This window comes from Candidatus Nitrosomarinus catalina, assembly GCF_002156965.1.
GTDB classification, from domain to species: Archaea; Thermoproteota; Nitrososphaeria; order Nitrososphaerales; family Nitrosopumilaceae; genus Nitrosopumilus; species Nitrosopumilus catalinensis.
Genome location: NZ_CP021324.1, coordinates 506,977 through 524,887 on the forward strand (window position 1 = coordinate 506,977; position 17,911 = coordinate 524,887).

A 17,911-nucleotide genomic window follows, 5' to 3' on the forward strand; every position below is an offset into this window, starting at 1 on the left:
CTATTTTTTGTTGTAAATTTTACAATTTTTGAAGCGATCTGGTATAATTTCACGCATGGTTTATATGGATTCTGCCATCTTCGGCTTCTGCATACGTAAAGCAATAGGCGGCGCTCGTGATGAAGTATGGCAATATGCCACTTTGTGATTCATGGGCCTCCATTTACGCATACAAAAATGAGGATTTGATTGAAAGATCATTTCTGAGATGTGAAGATTATGTGCATCCGTCAATTCCAATTTACAAGTACAAATGTACTTCAATAATCAAGACCAAAAAGAAAAAAATTCAGAATCCGGTTGATCCTGCCGGACCTGACTGCTATCGGATTGATACTAAGCCATGCGAGTCATTGTAGCAATACAAGGCATACGGCTCAGTAACGCGTAGTCAACCTAACCTATGGACGGGAATAACCTCGGGAAACTGAGAATAATGCCCGATAGAACATTATGCCTGGAATGGTTTATGTTCCAAATGATTTATCGCCGTAGGATGGGACTGCGGCCTATCAGTTTGTTGGTGAGGTAATGGCCCACCAAGACTATTACAGGTACGGGCTCTGAGAGGAGTAGCCCGGAGATGGGTACTGAGACACGGACCCAGGCCCTATGGGGCGCAGCAGGCGAGAAAACTTTGCAATGTGCGAAAGCACGACAAGGTTAATCCGAGTGGTTTCTGCTAAAGAAACCTTTTGTCAGTCCTAGAAACACTGATGAATAAGGGGTGGGCAAGTTCTGGTGTCAGCCGCCGCGGTAAAACCAGCACCTCAAGTGGTCAGGATGATTATTGGGCCTAAAGCATCCGTAGCCGGCTCTGTAAGTTTTCGGTTAAATCTGTACGCTCAACGTACAGGCTGCCGGGAATACTGCAGAGCTAGGGAGTGGGAGAGGTAGACGGTACTCGGTAGGAAGGGGTAAAATCCTTTGATCTATTGATGACCACCTGTGGCGAAGGCGGTCTACCAGAACACGTCCGACGGTGAGGGATGAAAGCTGGGGGAGCAAACCGGATTAGATACCCGGGTAGTCCCAGCTGTAAACTATGCAAACTCAGTGATGCATTGGCTTGTGGCCAATGCAGTGCTGCAGGGAAGCCGTTAAGTTTGCCGCCTGGGAAGTACGTACGCAAGTATGAAACTTAAAGGAATTGGCGGGGGAGCACCACAAGGGGTGAAGCCTGCGGTTCAATTGGAGTCAACGCCAGAAATCTTACCCGGAGAGACAGCAGAATGAAGGTCAAGCTGAAGACTTTACCAGACAAGCTGAGAGGTGGTGCATGGCCGTCGCCAGCTCGTGCCGTGAGATGTCCTGTTAAGTCAGGTAACGAGCGAGATCCCTGCCTCTAGTTGCCACCATTACTCTCAGGAGTAGTGGGGCGAATTAGCGGGACCGCCGCAGTTAATGCGGAGGAAGGAAGGGGCCACGGCAGGTCAGTATGCCCCGAAACTCTGGGGCCACACGCGGGCTGCAATGGTAACGACAATTGGTTTCAAATCCGAAAGGATGAGGTAATCCTCAAACGTTACCACAGTTATGACTGAGGGCTGCAACTCGCCCTCACGAATATGGAATCCCTAGTAACTGCGTGTCATTATCGCGCGGTGAATACGTCCCTGCTCCTTGCACACACCGCCCGTCGTTTCATTGAAGTGAGCTTTTAGCGAGGTGACGTCTAATTGGCGTTATCGAACTTGAGGTTCGTGACAAGGGAAAAGTCGTAACAAGGTGACCGTAGGGGAACCTGCGGTCGGATCACCTCCTTAGACATGGAAAGTGTACGGGTGTACATAATCTTCACATTGAATCATCGATGCAATGCATCACGAAAGTGATGTATGAAGGATGTAGTGGGCCATTTACCGGTGGCTTGCAATGATCGTCGTGCATAGTCGTGTAATATGTGGCTGAATTTACTGGTGTAAAGACGCCAATAGGTGGATTGCTAGGCTTGAGAAGAGATGAAGGACGTGGCAAGCTGCGATAAGCTCGGGGTAGGCGCACGCATCCTATGATCCCGAGATGTCCGAATGAGAATCTTACACTTTTGTGTATTCCAGTACAATAGTATTGGAAGTCGAACCGTGGGAATTGAAGCATCTTAGTACCACGAGGAAAAGAAATCAAATGAGATTTCCCAAGTAGTGGCGAACGAAAAGGAAATAGCCCAAACTGAATCCTTCGGGAGATGTGGTGTTTTGGTATGATAATATGGAATCCTGGAGCACAGCTGAAATGATCTGAAAAGTTCTGGAAAAGAGGGTGATACCCCCGTAAGCGAAGTGTGAATGGTCCTATTCATACCCGAGTAGTTGTCCTTGGTAGTGGGCAATGAATACAGGTGAAAGTAGCATCTGAGGCTAAATATTTCTCAAGACCGATAGTGGACTAGTACCGTGAGGGAAAGCTGAAAAGTACCCCGGAAGGGGGGCGAAAAGTGCATGAAACCTATTGGTTACAGACGTGCGTGGCATGGAAGGTGATTTTTTCAGATTGGAGATTCTAGCAATAGAGTTGAAGATTTGATGTTCAAATCATCAGTGTCACGCGTTCCGTCTCGAAACACGGGCCAAGGAGCTAACTGTCATGGCAAGCATAAACTGTAAAAGTGGATGCGAAGGGAAACCGAGCTCTCGCAGCTTCGCAAGAAGTCAGGAGAGGCGTGTGAAAGTGCGTAGAGTCATGGCGGCTAGGCTAGAAGCCAGTCGATCTATTCCTGAGCTAGATGAAGGAGGGCGAAAGCCCTCTGGAGGTCTTAAGACGTTCTGACGTGCAAATCGTTGTTGTGACTTGGGAATAGGGGTCAAAAACCAATCTAGACTGGCGCTCGCTAGTTCCAACCGAAGCGTCTCGCAGGGCGTGCTTTGTGGAGATAGCGTTTCCGGTAGAGCACTGATAGAGAGGCGCGGGGGCTAACGCCCTCACCTCTCATTCAAACTCCGAACGGATACGCATTGAAGAAGCAAGGACACGGGCTCATGTGGCGTAAGGCTCATGGCCGAAAGGGGTTTAACCCAGACTGAAGTTAAGGTCCCCAAATTTTTGCTAAGTGTCAAGCGAAAGAGCGTGTTCTCGCCAAGACAGCAGGGAGGTAAGCTCAGAAGCAGCTATCCTTTAAAAAGTGTGTAACAACTTACCTGCCGAGGGGGGATGCCTCAAAAACGGACGGGGCTAAAGCAAAGTACCGATACTTTAGATAATTATTAATGAATAATTCGTGGTAGGTTGGCGTAGTGATTGGGCCGAAGCAGGGCGATGACGTCCTGTGGACCGATTTCTATTGCAGATCTTGGCGGCAGTAACAGCATAGTATTGTGAGAAACAATACCACCGTAAGCGCAAGGGTTTCCAGGCAATGCGTTATCAGCCTGGAGGTAGTCGATCCTAAGATGGCCCTCAACAGAGTCCATCGAATGGGAAACTAGTTAATATTCTAGTACCTTGTATCAATCGTTTGATCTATATGGTTCGCTTCCGGATAAGGAGTGTACAATTATCGTTGTATCTAACTATTCAAGGGTGAAGGAGTGTCGTAATGACGAGATCTCATCCGAGGTAGGAATGGCTTCGCGTCAGCGAAGTTTTCTTGAATCCAGGAGACCATGAAAGACTGTGTAGGTAGAAAGATACAAGTTCGTACCCAGAACCGACACAGGTGCGCTGGCTTAGAAAGCTAAGGTGCTACGGGTATACCGTATGGCGAGGGAATTCGGCAAATTAGTCCTGTAGCTTAGGTATAAGGGATGCCTGCGGTCTTCATGAGGAATGGGGACCGCAGGTTGCAATGACAAGGGGGTTTCGACTGTTTAATAAAAACACAGGCGACTGCTAGTCCGAAAGGATTTGTATAGTCGCTGAATCCTGGCCGGTGCCGGTACCTAAAACTTGGGTTCAACCGAGCTAAGGGCCGGTTAACGCCGGGAGTAACTCTGACTCTCTTAAGGTAGCCAAATGCCTTGTCGGGTAAGTTCCGACGCGCATGAATGGAACAACGAGAGCCCCACTGTCCCCGCCTACAACCCGGTGAAGCCACATAAGGTGGACGAACAGTCCATCAACTTCCATTGGGGAGAGAAGACCCCGTGGAGTTTTACTGCAGCTTGTGCTTGTGGTATAGTAAGAATTGCACAGGGTATCTGGGAGCCATGCTTAACATTCCCCGGGATGTTAATGAAGCAACGATGTAACACCAGACTCTTTTTGCAGTACCACTTATCCAGTGAAGACCGGAGACACGTGCAGGTAGGCAGTTCGGCTGGGGCGGCACCCCTTTGAAAAGATATCAAAGGGGCCCAAAGTTGAGTTCAAACGGGGCAGAAATCCGTTGAAGAGGGCAAAGCCAAAAACTCGACTGAATGGATTTCCAAACGCACGGAATTCATAGACGAAAGTCTGGCTTAGCGATCCTTCGTGTGCCCACTATTGGGGCCCGGAGGTGACAGAAAAATTACCCCAGGGATAACAGGCTCGTCGCGGGCGAGAGCTCCTATCGACCCCGCGGTTTGGTACCTCGATGTCGGCTTTTCCTATCCTGGTCCTGCAGCAGGGGCCAAGGGTGAGGCTGCTCGCCTATTAAAAGGGAACATGAGCTGGGTTTAGACCGTCGTGAGACAGGTCGGTCTCTGCCTAATGGAAGCGTGAATAACTGAGGGGAAGTTGCTCCTAGTACGAGAGGAACAGAGCAGCGTGGCCACTGGTTTACCGGTTGTCTGATAAGGCAGGCCGGGCAGCTAAGCCGTTTGGGCTAAGTGCTGAAAGCATCTAAGCACGAATCCCATCCCGAGACAAGTTATTCTTTCGTAAGATGAAGGTCGGCAGCAAAATACTGCGTTGATAGGAAGGTGGTGTAGATCACAAGCTTCGGCGAGTGGTGAGCCAGCCTTTACTAATAGACCAACACATCAGTTCAGCCACTTACATAGAGACTATGCGCGATGATCATATTCATATCATCAAGTGGAACATATACACGACTTGTACGATGATTTCATTTTAAATCACACATAGCGTAAGCTATGCATTGTTGATTTCATTTTAAATCCCACATAGCGTAAGCTATGCATTGTTGATTTCATTTTAAATCACACATAGCGTAAGCTATGCATTGTTGATTTCATTTTAAATCACACATAGCGTAAGCTATGCATTGTTGATTTCATTTTAAATCACACATAGCGTAAGCTATGCATTGTTGATTTGAAATTTAGTCTTTAACAAATTTGATCTTTGAATCATTTTCTGATTCTTTAATTTTTATGATTAATGTATCTCCTAACCTATTGAATATTCTTTGACGTTTTTCATTTGTAATAATTAATCCTAAAATCATATCTAACGGAAGTATGAATGATTTTCCAAAACTACTCAGAATCACTCCTGCTAAACTTGGTTTTTCTCCTTGACTGTTAGTGATTTTTAGATTAAACATTTTTTTCCCAATTGTTTGACCTGTTTTATATTCTAAAATAATCCAATATAAAAAAAATATTGCACTTGTTGGAACATACATTCCATTATCGGTAATAAAATTCTCAAAATTATACGATAAAGATAGAAAAGAAACAAAGACCATTGCTGTCGAAATTAATGAAATGATGACAAAATCAATCAACCACGCAAAAAATCTGTCTTTCCACTTTGCAAGAATAATTTTTGATGTATGATGATTGTCTGAATTGTTCACTATTTTCTCTTTCAATTGCCTAGTAAAATAGGTTGATCCTCTGATTGTTTTATTTTTTTTAATTCGATTAGGCATTAATAGTACTCATTTTAATTTAATGTGGAATTATTTTTGATATCTATTAACCCAATCGATGTATTTCTATGGACCTTTCGTAAAAATGAAAAAGATGTTGTCAATCTTTACAATACTTTGTCTCCCGTAATGCAGCTTGCTACAGGTGGAAGTATGCTAAATTTTGGTTATTGGTCTAAAGAAAACTCTGATCCTATTTCGGCTCAAGAAAACTTGTGTAATGTTTTTGGAAATTTATCTGAATTATCTACTGCAAAAAATGTACTTGATGTTGGAAGTGGGTTATCTGCCCCTTCAAAATTATGGAGAGACTCTCATCCTACTTTGAATCTATATGATGTTAATATTAATTTCAAACAATTAAGTTTTTTAAAACATGAAAAAAATATTGAATTTCTAAATTCAACTTCTACAAAATTACCCTTTGCAAATAATTCTGTAGACCGTGTCTTAGCTTTAGAATCTGCACAACATTTCAAACCTTTGAATAATTTTATTTCTGAATCCAAGCGTGTGTTAATAAAATCTGGATTTTTAGTTATGGCCGTACCAATCACTTTAAAGAATTCATCTTTAGGTAGATTGGGTTTATTGAAATTTACTTGGTCATCTGAACACTATGGTCTGGATTATCTAAGAGATCTAATTTCTTCAAATGGATTTAAAATAATTGATGAAACTTTGATTGGAAACCATGTTTATGATCCGTTAGCAGACTATTATGTTAAAAATAGAAAATTGTTGAGTGAAAAAATTCTCAAACAATATCCTGGCTATATGGAAAAAATTCTTTACAAATCACTATTAAAAATGAAAAGGGCATCTGAAGAAAAAATAATTGATTATGTTCTTTTGAAATGTGCTTTAGATGATTAATCTTAATCTGAAATCTTTTTACTCCGTATAGGTTTTTATCTTGAGATTACTCAATTTTATTAAGTGGCTGATTCAACACAATTTCAATTGTATGGCGAGAAATGTACTCAACTTTTAGGTGAATCTGAAATTCGATTTGCTGGAATTGTTGACAAAGACGGGCAATTGGTTGCAGGAGGTTTTAAGGACGGTCTTGTACCTCATGAAGGCGATGAAACTAGACTTCAATCTTTTTTAGAATTTGTTTCTAAAGCCTCAATTCGAAAAGAATATGATGAAAGCTTGGGACCAATTAATTATCTTGCAGCAAGACGTGATAAGGCAGTTTTAGTAAGTTTTCCATTTCCTATTACTCAAATTCTATTATTGATTTCTGCTGAACCAACTGCAAATATTGAAAATTTGGCAAAAAAGGTTGTAGAGATTTTTACAGACGTAAACTAAGTTCTAATTAATCATATCCTTTTAATTTGGTAATTTCAAATTCATAATGAATTGAAAGCGACTTTTGGTGCAGGCTGTTTTTGGCATGTTGAAGATTTACTAAGTAAAACAAAAGGTGTAACCTCCACTGCAGTTGGATATATTGGTGGACAACTGCCTGACCCTACTTATGAAGAAGTTTGTACTGATAAAACTGGTCATGCTGAAGCAGTTGAAGTCGAATTTGATCCAAATGAAATTTCATATGATGAGTTATTAGATGTATTTTGGAAAAATCATAATCCTACTACATTAAATCGTCAAGGACCTGATGTTGGAAATCAATATCGTTCTGCAATTTTTTATCATGATGAAGAACAAAAAGAAATTGCCGAAAAATCAAAACAAAATCTTGATTCCTCTAGAACTTTCAATGATCCAATAGTTACTGAAATTATTCCTGCTCCAAAATTTTACAAAGCAGAAGAATACCATCAAAAATATTTTAAAAAACAGGGATTTTAAAAAAATTATTTTACAATAAGAACTGGAATCTTTGATGTGTGGATTACATAGTTTGATACACTTCCAAAGAATATTTCTTTTTTAATACTTCTTCCTCTGGATCCCATCACGATCATATCATATTTTGTTTTACCATGGGTCGCTTTGATGATGTTGTATCCTATCTCTCCCAGTGCTATTTTGTCTTTAAACACAATACCGTTTTGTGCTGCTAGTGTTTTTGCATTTTCCATGATTTTTTCTACCTCTTTATGCAACGATTTCTCAACTGATGGACTGCCTTTGAATTCTGAGTGTGGCTGTGCATTAATTGAATAAAATCCTGTAATTGTTGCACTGCAATTTCGGGCTAATGTGATTGCAGTTTCTAGTCCTCTCTGTGAATTTTTTGATCCATCTAGCGGAACAAAAATCTTGGAAATTTTCTTATTAATCACAAAAATCCCTTATTTTTGATATTAAAATACAATACTATTGTTGTTATTCCTGAATTTTACTATTTTTTAAGAAAAATTAAATTAAATTAATTAAATTGTCCTAATAATTTATTTTCTCGTTAATTTGAATTAATTTTATGGTAAAGTCACAATATGTAAGTTGGAGTGAGATTGAAAATACTGTTCAAATAATTTCCAATAAGATTTTAAAATCTTCAAAGAATTTTTCTAGTATAACTACCATCAGTAGAGGGGGATTAATTCCGTCAAGACTTTTAGCTGATTCACTTGGTATTGAAAAAATATTTGTAGACCAAAATATTATCTCTTCTGATTCTTTGTTCGTTGATGATATTTTTGATTCTGGAAAAACTTTTTCTGATGTACTGTCCAAAGTTCCAGATTCATCAAACCTTACTTTTGCTACATTATTTGCAAGACGCGGTGTGAGTTATCCTGAACAATTAATTTATGGAGATCAAACCCTTGATGACTCTTATCTTGTTTTTCCATGGGATAAATTAGAGTATGAGAAATCCCTGAAATAATTTTTCTTGCTTTAATTTTTGAGCATTTTTCTCAAACCTACACATCTGTTTCTTATCGTAACTTCTGTTATTCCAGAGGCTTCTGATATTTCTTTTTGAGATTTTATTTCACCTGTACTAATACATGCTAAATATAATGATGCAGCTGCAATTCCCATTGGATCTTTTCCTGCAACTAAACCTGTATCCTTTGCTTGGGTGAGAATTTCTACTGCTTTTCTTTTACTTTTTTCACTTAAATCTGCAACACTGGCAATTCTTGATACTCCTTTGACTGGATCCACTACTGGCATTTTTAATTCCAATTCTCTAAAAATTAATCTGTAACAACGTGCAATGTCTTTTTTTCTAATATTCATTCCGTCTGCAATATCTTGTAATGTTCTTGGGGTTTCTGTGTTTCTACATGCTGCATATAGACATGCTGCAACTAAGCCTTGAATTGATCTACCTCTAACTAATTTTTTTTCTAATGCTTTTCTGTAAATGTAAGCTGCTTTTTCAATTACTGTTTCAGTTAAAGCTAATTTGTCTTTTAATTTACTCATTTCATTTAATGCTTGTCTGAGATTTCTGTCTGCTGATGAATGTGCTTGACTTCTACTATCCCAAGTTCTAAGACGTTCAATTGAACTTTTCATTGAAGTTGATAATGGTTTTCCAGATGCATCTTTGTTTACTGCACCAATAATTGTAGATAATCCTCTGTCGTGCATTGTCAATGATGTTGGTGCACCAGTTCGTGTTGGATCTGCCCCTCCGTCTTTTGAAAATGATCTCCATTCTGCATTGGTATCTGTTACTTTGTCTGTAATTACTAATCCACAATTCCCACAAAATAATTCTCCTGTATCATGATCAGTAACAATTTTGTTATTTGTACAAGCTGGACACCTTGGTCCTGTTGTAAATGTATTTTTTAACATGTTTAAAATGATTTTTCAAAATTAGTTATTAATTATTTTACGAGTTTTCTTAAGGTTAATTGTATGAAAGTAAACCTGATTCTAATTTTTTAGAACAAGTCTTGGTGTTCATTTTAGCTTAGAAGACAATATGCGTAAGACGGGGTCATCGATGGGTACATGATATTTTCTATGTCATTAGTATGTGGTAATCCTATGGAGTGACCCAATTCATGAGTCATAATTGTTTCAACACTTTTGACATCATATAATTGAAAACTACCATCACAATTGTAGTCTCCTAATGCTACTTCCACTACTCCTTTGCCTAAATGAGCATGTCCTAATACCCCTTCTCCAATATCTCTAACCACCCATGTTACCCAGACATTTGCATCTGCCTTTGAAGGGGTTATTTCAAAAATAATTTTTGCATCTTGATTATTTGTCTTTAGTTCTACTTTTTCCCAAAACTCAAAACTATTTTTTAATGTACTAGTATGATCCAGTGGCAAACCTTGAGGTTGTTCGTTGATGTAAATTTTGTACTTTATGAAATATGTTTCATCAATAATTTCGTATGTTGGGCTAGGAAAATCATTCGATGATTGTGATACCTCTTTTTCAAAATTCCATTTTTCTACATCTCTAAGAAATTTTTTAATTACATCCTGGCTTGGATTTGGATATTCTATATATCTGACTTCTGAACCTTTATTTTTTAAAATTTTTTGTAAATATCTGTCAAACAAGTATTCCTCGTATTCAATTTCTTCTATGGTCTTTTGTAAGTCTATTTTGATAAAATTATTTTCTATTAACCAATTCATGTTTTTATGAAATTCTTTATCTGGAATTTCATTTTGACTCCATTGACTAAAGTTATTTCTAACAAATGAAATCATTTTTAATTCATTAGTATTTTCAAATTTTGTACTTTCTGGAATTATAATAATTTCTTTTTTTATCATATATTGCATACTATCAGTAAATTTTTTGTCTGAGATATCTCCTATAGACCACCAATTTGCAATATGTTTTACCCATTCTGGTATTTTTCCTATTGTTTGTTTCATGGTATTTGTTGGTTTTTCAGTAGGGGTGTATGGGTATTTTTTTAATGTTTTTTCAATAATGTCTTTATAATTTTGAATTACTGTATTGTTTGGATTCATTTCATCTGCCTTTTCTAAATATTTCAATGATTCAGAATATTCTCCAAGATTTCCAAAACCTACTCCGGTTCCTAGTAGAGCTTTGACATTTTCAGGATCATTTTCTAACACTTTGTAAAATTGTTTTAATGATTTTGCATGTTGTTCCATGTTGCTATACCCTACACCTTTCATGTTTAATGTTGAAATATTATTTGGACTTGATTCTAAAATTTGATCATAAATGATATTTGCTTCATTATAATTTCCATTTTGAAAAAGTTCAGTTGCTTCATTAAATAATATTTTTAATTGCTCTCTTGTCTGTTCTTGAGCAAATACTGTATTCTCTTCATTATGTGAAACTAATGCTATCATTATTGAACAAAAAAATAATATTTTTACAATATTTTTCATGATCTTTAGTTTTTTTTGTTTATTTCTATACTTTGTTATTTTTGCCTATGTTGATTCTATTCTTTTTCAAATCTATCAAAATCTTTAATTCATTCCTAGTCTGTTCTTTTATGTTGACTGAAGTTAAAATTAGTAATAATTTGTACGATATGAAGCAAAAAATTGATCAAATTGAACGGGAGTTAAATGACATTGTTGACTCTCCAGAACACCTGCCTGAATTAATTGACTCCTCAAACCTATTACGTAAAAATGAATTTCTTGTTTCTACTGATCAAAAAAAGACAGAACTCTTGTCTGTATACTCGGCATATTCAAAATCTATGGAATTATTGTTGACTTCATTATTTGAAATTCAAAATGAATTGAAAACTGTCTTAAAAGAACAATCTTCTTTGATTTTATCATCCAAACCTAAATCCAAACCTAAATCCAAACCTAAATCCAAACCTAAATCCAAACCTAAATCCAAACCTAAATCCAAACCTCGAAAATAGATTATTTTGTTAAATGGATGATATCTCCTGCAAAAATTTTACTAGTTTTTTCTTCATCTTTAACTACTAATCCTCCATCATCATCTATTTTGATTGCATCTCCTTTCACTTTTCCTTGATGTGTCTCTACTTCTATTTTCTTTCCAATTGTTGATGATCTTTCGGTCCATTTTAAAATAATTTTTTTGCGTTGATTGTTGTTTAATTGTTCGTAAATTTTTTCTAATTCTAATAAGAATGATTGAATCAATTGTATTGGTTTAATTTTATTTTTTTGTTCACTCAAGCTTGAAACTCCGTAGAAATTTGGTGTATTTTTTAATACTTTTTCTATTTCTTTACTATTTACTTCAAAATTTATTCCAACTCCTAAAACTAAATTTTCTATTTTGTTTGACTCTAATGATGCATCTACTAACATTCCTGCAAGTTTTTTTCCTTTGATAGTTAGGTCATTTGGCCATTTTAATTCCGTTGTAATTTTACATGTTTTTTCAATAGCGTTTGATAATGCTAATGATGATGCAATTGGAAATAATGTGATATTTGAAATATCAAATTTTGGATGTAAGATTATAGAAAACCAGATGCCGCCTTTTGGTGAAATCCATTTTCTACCCGACCTTCCTTTTCCTCCTGTTTGTTTTTCTGCAATAATTATTATCCCTTCTTTGTTTGATTCATTGGCAATTTTTAGCGCTTCAGTTTGTGTCGAGTCAACGGAATCGTAATAGTATGCCTGCTGACCTAGTAATTTTGTATCTAATTCATTTGTAATTTCCCATGGTAATAGCAAATCTGATTTCTTAGTTAGTTTGTATCCTTCTTTTTGTTTTGATTCAACTGTGTATCCTAATGCTTGAATTTTTTTAATATGCTTCCATACTGCCACCCTGCTAATATGTAGTACATCACTTAGGTCTTGACCTGAGAGATATTCTGTATTGTGCTCTTTTAAAAATTTTAAAACTCTTAGTAATCCTGTATCTTCAAATGAATTGTAAATCATTTTTCATTTTTTTGTAATTTTGTAATGAAATACAGTTTAGAATCCAATGTCAAAATCAAATCCTCCATCATCCATACCTCCATCATCCATACTTTCTGCTGGCATGTTTTCTGGTCCGACAAAATTTGACATTCCTATTCCCATCATACTAAACATCATTGAAAACATCATCATATCCATTACTCCAAAAAACATCATAGTTGGTAAAAATGACTTATTTTCTTCCATTTTTTGTTGTAGTTTCTGTTTGTCTCCACTTTCGTAAATTGATTGCATTTCTTTCCATTTGTTTTGTATCTCTACAATCTTTTTATCTAATTCGTCTGATCCCTTATCTGTAATTTTTAATTCAATTTTTTTACCAAACCAACCTTTTTTTTCTTCAACTTTTATGAAGCCACTATTCTCTAATTGTTCTAATATTGAATTCAATTCTTCTGGATTGATTCTTGTTTCATTTTGAATATTTGAAAATTTCTTTTTACCTCTTCTAATTGATCCTAATACGATGACGTCTTTGGGTTCTGTATCCATAAATTATCTATATTTTTTATAATTAAAATACTCTCTGATTTGAATTAGATCTTATTTTTTTCTTTTAATTCTGATACTACTTGTGTGATTCCATCTTTATAATTTGAATATTTGAATTTGTAAATATTGGAAATTTTTTTATTTGATACTTTCATTGACGTTGTTAATAATTTTATTAAATCTCCGCCTAATACCGCTTTAGCCAAAAATGCTGGAACGCTTCCAGGATGTTTTGCACCAATTTGGTCTGCTGTAAAATTTGAAAATTCTTTGAATGTCACTGGTTCAGAATCTGCAATTATGAATGATTCTCCAAATGCTTTTTCTTCTAAAACTGAAATCATACTGCCTACTGCATCATCTACATGAACAAACCCTTTGAAATAATCTCCTCCTCCAGGCATTCTAAAAGTATTTTTTTTCAATCTCTTGATTAACATTTCATAAAACCACCCATCTGAACCATACACGTCTCCGAAATGCACAACTGCAAAATCTATTTTATTTTTTAATGAATTCTCTTTTAGATATTTTTCTGCATCTAATCTGATTTTAACAAAATTTGTATTTGGGTTATATTTTTGATTTTCATCGATTACTTTCTCTCCTGTTTCACCATATACTCCTAATCCTGAAATGTATATTATCGAATTTGTTATATTTTTAATTTCCTCAAATAATTTTTTTGTTCCGTCTAAATTGACTTTTTCTAGTATTTTTTTATTTTTTTCTAAAGGTGTATGTGATGCTAGGTGAAATACACAATTAAATTTCAAATCCTTGAAATCTATTTTTTTATCCGTTAGATCACCATATATGATATTTGATTTTGGATTGCCTTCTTTTCCTTTTCGAACTAAACTGGTAACTTTGTATCCTTTTTTGATTAATTCATCTACTAATCTTGAACCAATGAATCCTGTTGCTCCTGTAACTAATACCGATTTTGTCATATGACAACTCTAACTTTTTGCCTTTTATTGTATTTGTTTTTCTTCAACTAGTGCCATAATTTAAAAATTATATGCTCTATAATTGATTGCACATCATGAACCAAGATTCTTTTTCTGACCAACAAATTATGGATATTTTATCATTAAGAACTGTTGCTGTAATTGGAATGTCTAAACATTCGTCAAAGGCTGCACACTATGTTCCAAAATATCTATTTGATAATGGATATGAAATAACTCCTGTAAATCCTAATGCTGAAAAAATTTTGGATATTTCTTGCTATGACTCTGTTTCTGAAATAGAAGGATCTGTTGACATCATTGATGTATTTCGACCCTCTGAACAAATTTCAACTATTATTGAGGAATGTATAGAAAAAAAGCCTAAAGTGATTTGGCTTCAAGAGGGCATTCATGACTTTGAATCTGAGGAATTAGCTCGAAAAGCTGGAATACTTGTTGTTTTTAACAGATGTATGTTAGCTGAACACCGGAGATTGAATTTATGACTACTTTTGATAATTTTCAACATGATTTGACTGAATTAGTTAAAAAATATGAAAAAGAACTTGGACTAAAAATTGAAGAAGATCTTGAATATGATATAATCAAAATTTTTGGTCCAAAAATTACTTCTTTGGCAAGGGCACAAAACGGTCTTAATGATGTAACTGAATTAGCACATGCTACTGCTGAACATCATCCTTACTGGAATTTATTATCCAATTGTTCAGAAATTGGTCATACTGTTTTGGATAATTGGAAAAAATCCTTATCTTCAGATGATGTCGCTGACATTGAATGGGCTTTAAAAGAGATTAATCAAACACTTGAAAAAATTAAAAAAAATAAAATCATGCCTCATGAACATTGATTTATTTTAATCTCAGTTTACTAATTTTTTCTTCATGTTCTGGTAATCCCTGACAATGATGGTTTCCTTAATAAATAACCTCTTTCTGAGATTCTGTGATGAGTTCCGATAATGAGGATAAATCCGATCGATTTGGTACTGTTAAAGTAGGATTTGGAGCTGGTTTGGTCGCAGGTTGCGCACTATTTTCTTCATTTCTCTCAATTGATCAACAACTAAACATTCCACATGGTACCTTTTACAAAACAATAGGTATTCCTATGGGCGTTGAAGGTTTTGGAGCTGTTCTTATTGGTTTGATGATGCACATTACAGTTGCAGCATTAATTGGAATTGCTTACAACTTGTCAGCATCTTATTGGAGAACATTTAGAATTATTACAATTCCAAAGGGAATTTTAACTGGTGCAGTTACAGGAGCAATTGTATTTAGTTTAGCGTTCTTACCACTGCATACGTTGGTAATGATGCCTCTTCTTGAAAATGCACTTGAATCTAGTGACACATTAATCAACATATTGCCTAAAGAAAAAGAAGCATTGTTGACATTGATACAAGGTAATGACTTTGTATTGTGGTATTCTGCATTCTTGCATGTACTATTTGGTGCAGTTTTAGGACTAATGTCTGGATTCATACTCCATGATAGATACAGAAATGTAACTAGAATTCGTTCATTCTGGTAACCTTTTCAAAAATATTTTATTTGCTTTTCTTTTTCAAATGTTTAAAATAACTGATACATTCTATTTTTTACAATGAGTTCTATTGAATCTAAAATTGAGAAATCTGAAATTTCTACTGCTGAATTAATTGGACATTTTAGAGAAAAATGCAAAACTTGTGGACATCATAGAATTATGCATAATGAATTTGGTCAATGTGAAGGCGTAATGAATAAACCTTGTACCTCTGGTTGCGATAAATTTAATGCAGAATAATGTCCGTTTTTGACTAATCTTTAATATCATTAAATTGTACATTATGTTGATGAGGGATTTCCACCCTGATGATGATTTTGCTTCTCCTGAAGAATATTCTCCTGAAAGCTCTCCTGATGACTTTGATCCAGGCCTTCCGAATCAATTATTGGATTTTGTCTTACGTTCTGAACCTGCTGAAGTAGTTGATACTGATTTATTTGCAGTTATGAAAAAGAGACGTTCAACTAGAAAATTTTCTGATAAACCTGTTGAAACAGTAAAGATTGATAAAATTATTGCAGCAGCTGACACTGCACCAACGGCTGGTAATTTTCAAGGGTTTGAAATATTCTATGTTAAAAGCCCTGAGAAAAAAAGACTGTTAGTTGATGCATGTAATTTTCAGTCCTGTGTTGATGCACCCATAGTGTTAGTTTTTTGTAAAAATCCTTCCAGGGTCAAATTTAATTTTCCCCCATACGTACTTCGAAAGTTTGCAATTCAAGATGCAACTCTTGCAGCTGGTTATTCCCAACTTGCAGCACAAGCATTGGGATTAAGTTCTATTTGGATTGGAATGTTTGATGAACAAAAAGTAATGGATATTCTTCAAACTGATTTGGTTCCTTCATCATTACTGTGTATTGGATATCCAAAACAAAGTAAATTCCCTAAACCTAGACGTAATCTTAAAGATCTAGTAAATGTAGTTTGGTAGCTTAACCTAAAATCCTCCATCTTTAAATATTCATCAATATTGCAGTATTTTATGACTGACGCATATGTTATGTTAAATTGTGAATTAGGAGCAGAAGAAAAAATCATTGAACAGTTAAAGGAATTAGAACAAGTAGTTGATGTTTTTGAAACAATAGGTACACATGATATGATGGTAAAGTTACAAGGTGAAAATTTTGAAAAAATTCGAGAAATTGTATCGTGGAATATTCAAAAATTAGATAAGGTTCGTTCTACTGCAACTTTAATCAAAAAAGAAAATTAAATCCAAATTCAGTATGCTTAAGTTTGAACTTAATTATGATTTACTATGGATATCTCTTCAACTAAACTGCCAATTATTCTAATAGTGGTTCTTGTAGGCATTTTGGTTTTACAATTTGCTACAAATGATAACTCTAAACCTCTAATTGATCCAGAAACCTGTGAACTGTACATTATGGATTCTCAAATCAATACTAAAACATATTTGAATGAATTTAATCAAAAATGTTTGGAATTTAAGAGCTTAAACGATTAGTAGCTTTCAATCCTTAATTATGATTAATATCATTGGAAATCATGACTGGCGATAAGAATGAAATTGATAATCTTATTGATACCATGATTGAAAGTGGTGATGAATTAGTAAATAATCTGAAAACTGTTTTGCCTAATTCTTTATCTGAATCGATGATAATGTTTCATGAATCAAATGTTGAAAATTTAAAAAAAATTAAAGAATTTCTTAACGGCTAAATTACTTTCCAATTAGTATGATTGCTACCATACTCTTTTTAATGAATATTTGACTTTTTTATTGTGATTAGAACTAGAACCATCTCTGTACATGTTGATAAAATTGCAGGTGATACATTTGATGCCATTGTTGAATTGTTTCCAAAAATAATTCCTGATGCAAAAATTAATTCCAGTGGATGGTGGTCATTTATTGGACCTTACGGAAAATCTAAAGTCAAATTTAATTCCAACAGATCCCTGGGAATTCTTGATCATCAATATGTTGATGAGGAATCAACTTGGAACATTCCAATGCGTATAATTCCTAATGGTGATTTCTCTGAATTGGTAATTGTTTTGACAAAACCTCCACAACTAACTGATTTTCAATTCGATGACAGAGTTGAAAGAATCAATGAACTTGTCTTTTCTATGAAAACTCTTCTTGAATCTAAATCTTAATTTTTTACTTTATTGTTGTGCTTAAATGTAAATTTTGTAATAGTAATTGAAAGAAATTGCCACATGAGGAATAAGTTTTCAGAGATTAGAAGATTACATCTCTGCCAATCAAGATGAGTTGAATCTCTTTCTGTGTTGATGAATTCTGATGGTGAGTT

21 protein-coding genes and 2 rRNA genes are annotated in these 17,911 nt (G+C 35.4%); 15 read left to right on the forward strand and 8 right to left on the reverse strand.

Annotated elements, in window-relative coordinates; translation table 11 throughout:
• Positions 1–293 precede the first annotated feature (293 nt).
• Positions 294–1,764: ribosomal RNA gene (locus NMSP_RS02970) — 16S ribosomal RNA — on the forward strand.
• Between the two features lie 148 nt (positions 1,765–1,912).
• Positions 1,913–4,909: ribosomal RNA gene (locus tag NMSP_RS02975) — 23S ribosomal RNA — on the forward strand.
• The 16S and 23S rRNA genes sit together here, the layout of an rRNA operon.
• Before the next feature lie 294 nt (positions 4,910–5,203).
• Here NMSP_RS02975 and NMSP_RS02980 read toward each other — a convergent pair.
• Positions 5,204–5,683, reverse strand: coding sequence for an RDD family protein (locus tag NMSP_RS02980; protein WP_225971320.1), 480 nt, complete (start codon positions 5,681–5,683; stop codon positions 5,204–5,206).
• Between the two features lie 111 nt (positions 5,684–5,794).
• Between NMSP_RS02980 and NMSP_RS02985 the strand changes: the two genes are divergently transcribed.
• The 3 genes from NMSP_RS02985 to msrA all read left to right on the forward strand — a co-directional run bounded on the left by NMSP_RS02985 (position 5,795) and on the right by msrA (position 7,582).
• Positions 5,795–6,634: a class I SAM-dependent methyltransferase gene (locus NMSP_RS02985; RefSeq protein WP_225971321.1), complete on the forward strand. Its 840-nt coding sequence runs from the start codon at positions 5,795–5,797 to the stop codon at positions 6,632–6,634.
• Positions 6,635–6,697: 63 nt separating this feature from the next.
• Complete coding sequence (locus tag NMSP_RS02990; protein ID WP_067960417.1) at positions 6,698–7,078, forward strand: DUF6659 family protein; 381 nt, start codon at positions 6,698–6,700, stop codon at positions 7,076–7,078.
• Between the two features lie 51 nt (positions 7,079–7,129).
• Entirely contained in the window at positions 7,130–7,582 is a 453-nt protein-coding gene (msrA, locus tag NMSP_RS02995; RefSeq protein ID WP_086907379.1) for a peptide-methionine (S)-S-oxide reductase MsrA, read from the forward strand.
• A 5-nt stretch (positions 7,583–7,587) separates the two neighbouring features.
• On the opposite strand, the gene NMSP_RS03000 is transcribed toward msrA, so the two are convergent.
• Positions 7,588–8,019 (reverse strand): universal stress protein, encoded by a 432-nt coding sequence (locus tag NMSP_RS03000; RefSeq protein ID WP_086907380.1) that lies wholly within the window; start codon positions 8,017–8,019, stop codon positions 7,588–7,590.
• A gap of 137 nt (positions 8,020–8,156) precedes the next feature.
• Between NMSP_RS03000 and NMSP_RS03005 the strand changes: the two genes are divergently transcribed.
• Positions 8,157–8,567, forward strand: coding sequence for a phosphoribosyltransferase (locus NMSP_RS03005; protein WP_086907381.1), 411 nt, complete (start codon positions 8,157–8,159; stop codon positions 8,565–8,567).
• Between the two features lie 11 nt (positions 8,568–8,578).
• Here the strand turns inward: NMSP_RS03005 and NMSP_RS03010 are convergent, their stop codons facing one another.
• Together NMSP_RS03010 and NMSP_RS03015 are read right to left on the reverse strand one after the other, a co-directional pair.
• The gene (locus NMSP_RS03010) at positions 8,579–9,493 is read right to left on the reverse strand and encodes a transcription initiation factor IIB (RefSeq protein ID WP_086907382.1); all 915 of its coding nucleotides are present in this window, start codon (positions 9,491–9,493) and stop codon (positions 8,579–8,581) included.
• Positions 9,494–9,606: 113 nt separating this feature from the next.
• Positions 9,607–11,004, reverse strand: a complete 1,398-nt coding sequence (locus tag NMSP_RS03015) for a M57 family metalloprotease (RefSeq protein WP_086907383.1) — start codon at positions 11,002–11,004, stop codon at positions 9,607–9,609.
• Between the two features lie 149 nt (positions 11,005–11,153).
• On the opposite strand from NMSP_RS03015, the gene NMSP_RS03020 reads away from it, so the two are divergent.
• Positions 11,154–11,540: a hypothetical protein gene (locus NMSP_RS03020; RefSeq protein WP_086907384.1), complete on the forward strand. Its 387-nt coding sequence runs from the start codon at positions 11,154–11,156 to the stop codon at positions 11,538–11,540.
• A 1-nt stretch (position 11,541) separates the two neighbouring features.
• Here the strand turns inward: NMSP_RS03020 and NMSP_RS03025 are convergent, their stop codons facing one another.
• The 3 genes from NMSP_RS03025 to NMSP_RS03035 are packed head-to-tail and all read right to left on the reverse strand — an operon-like array spanning position 11,542 to position 14,036.
• Positions 11,542–12,549 (reverse strand): biotin--[acetyl-CoA-carboxylase] ligase, encoded by a 1,008-nt coding sequence (locus NMSP_RS03025; RefSeq protein ID WP_086907385.1) that lies wholly within the window; start codon positions 12,547–12,549, stop codon positions 11,542–11,544.
• Positions 12,550–12,585: 36 nt separating this feature from the next.
• Positions 12,586–13,083 carry a winged helix-turn-helix transcriptional regulator gene (locus NMSP_RS03030; protein ID WP_086907386.1) on the reverse strand — a complete coding sequence of 166 codons (498 nt, stop codon included), beginning with the start codon at positions 13,081–13,083 and terminating at the stop codon, positions 12,586–12,588.
• 44 nt (positions 13,084–13,127) lie between these two features.
• Positions 13,128–14,036, reverse strand: a complete 909-nt coding sequence (locus tag NMSP_RS03035; RefSeq protein WP_086907387.1) for an NAD-dependent epimerase/dehydratase family protein — start codon at positions 14,034–14,036, stop codon at positions 13,128–13,130.
• Positions 14,037–14,131: 95 nt separating this feature from the next.
• On the opposite strand from NMSP_RS03035, the gene NMSP_RS03040 reads away from it, so the two are divergent.
• From NMSP_RS03040 to NMSP_RS03065, 6 genes are all read left to right on the forward strand, one after another.
• Positions 14,132–14,545 carry a CoA-binding protein gene (locus NMSP_RS03040; RefSeq protein ID WP_086907388.1) on the forward strand — a complete coding sequence of 138 codons (414 nt, stop codon included), beginning with the start codon at positions 14,132–14,134 and terminating at the stop codon, positions 14,543–14,545.
• The gene (locus tag NMSP_RS03045; RefSeq protein WP_086907389.1) at positions 14,542–14,910 is read left to right on the forward strand and encodes a hypothetical protein; all 369 of its coding nucleotides are present in this window, start codon (positions 14,542–14,544) and stop codon (positions 14,908–14,910) included. Before NMSP_RS03040 ends, NMSP_RS03045 begins: the two co-directional genes overlap by 4 nt.
• Positions 14,911–15,008: 98 nt before the next feature.
• Entirely contained in the window at positions 15,009–15,596 is a 588-nt protein-coding gene (locus NMSP_RS03050; protein ID WP_086907390.1) for a hypothetical protein, read from the forward strand.
• Between the two features lie 72 nt (positions 15,597–15,668).
• Complete coding sequence (locus tag NMSP_RS03055) at positions 15,669–15,851, forward strand: hypothetical protein (protein ID WP_086907391.1); 183 nt, start codon at positions 15,669–15,671, stop codon at positions 15,849–15,851.
• A 49-nt stretch (positions 15,852–15,900) separates the two neighbouring features.
• Complete coding sequence (locus tag NMSP_RS03060) at positions 15,901–16,551, forward strand: nitroreductase family protein (RefSeq protein WP_086907392.1); 651 nt, start codon at positions 15,901–15,903, stop codon at positions 16,549–16,551.
• A gap of 51 nt (positions 16,552–16,602) precedes the next feature.
• Positions 16,603–16,836, forward strand: coding sequence for an Lrp/AsnC ligand binding domain-containing protein (locus NMSP_RS03065; RefSeq protein ID WP_086907393.1), 234 nt, complete (start codon positions 16,603–16,605; stop codon positions 16,834–16,836).
• 29 nt (positions 16,837–16,865) lie between these two features.
• On the opposite strand, the gene NMSP_RS08375 is transcribed toward NMSP_RS03065, so the two are convergent.
• Complete coding sequence (locus NMSP_RS08375; RefSeq protein ID WP_192866207.1) at positions 16,866–17,009, reverse strand: hypothetical protein; 144 nt, start codon at positions 17,007–17,009, stop codon at positions 16,866–16,868.
• A 123-nt stretch (positions 17,010–17,132) separates the two neighbouring features.
• Between NMSP_RS08375 and NMSP_RS08380 the strand changes: the two genes are divergently transcribed.
• Positions 17,133–17,309: a hypothetical protein gene (locus tag NMSP_RS08380; RefSeq protein WP_172790420.1), complete on the forward strand. Its 177-nt coding sequence runs from the start codon at positions 17,133–17,135 to the stop codon at positions 17,307–17,309.
• 63 nt (positions 17,310–17,372) lie between these two features.
• Positions 17,373–17,753 (forward strand): hypothetical protein, encoded by a 381-nt coding sequence (locus NMSP_RS03075; protein WP_086907395.1) that lies wholly within the window; start codon positions 17,373–17,375, stop codon positions 17,751–17,753.
• Positions 17,754–17,911: the final 158 nt, after the last annotated feature.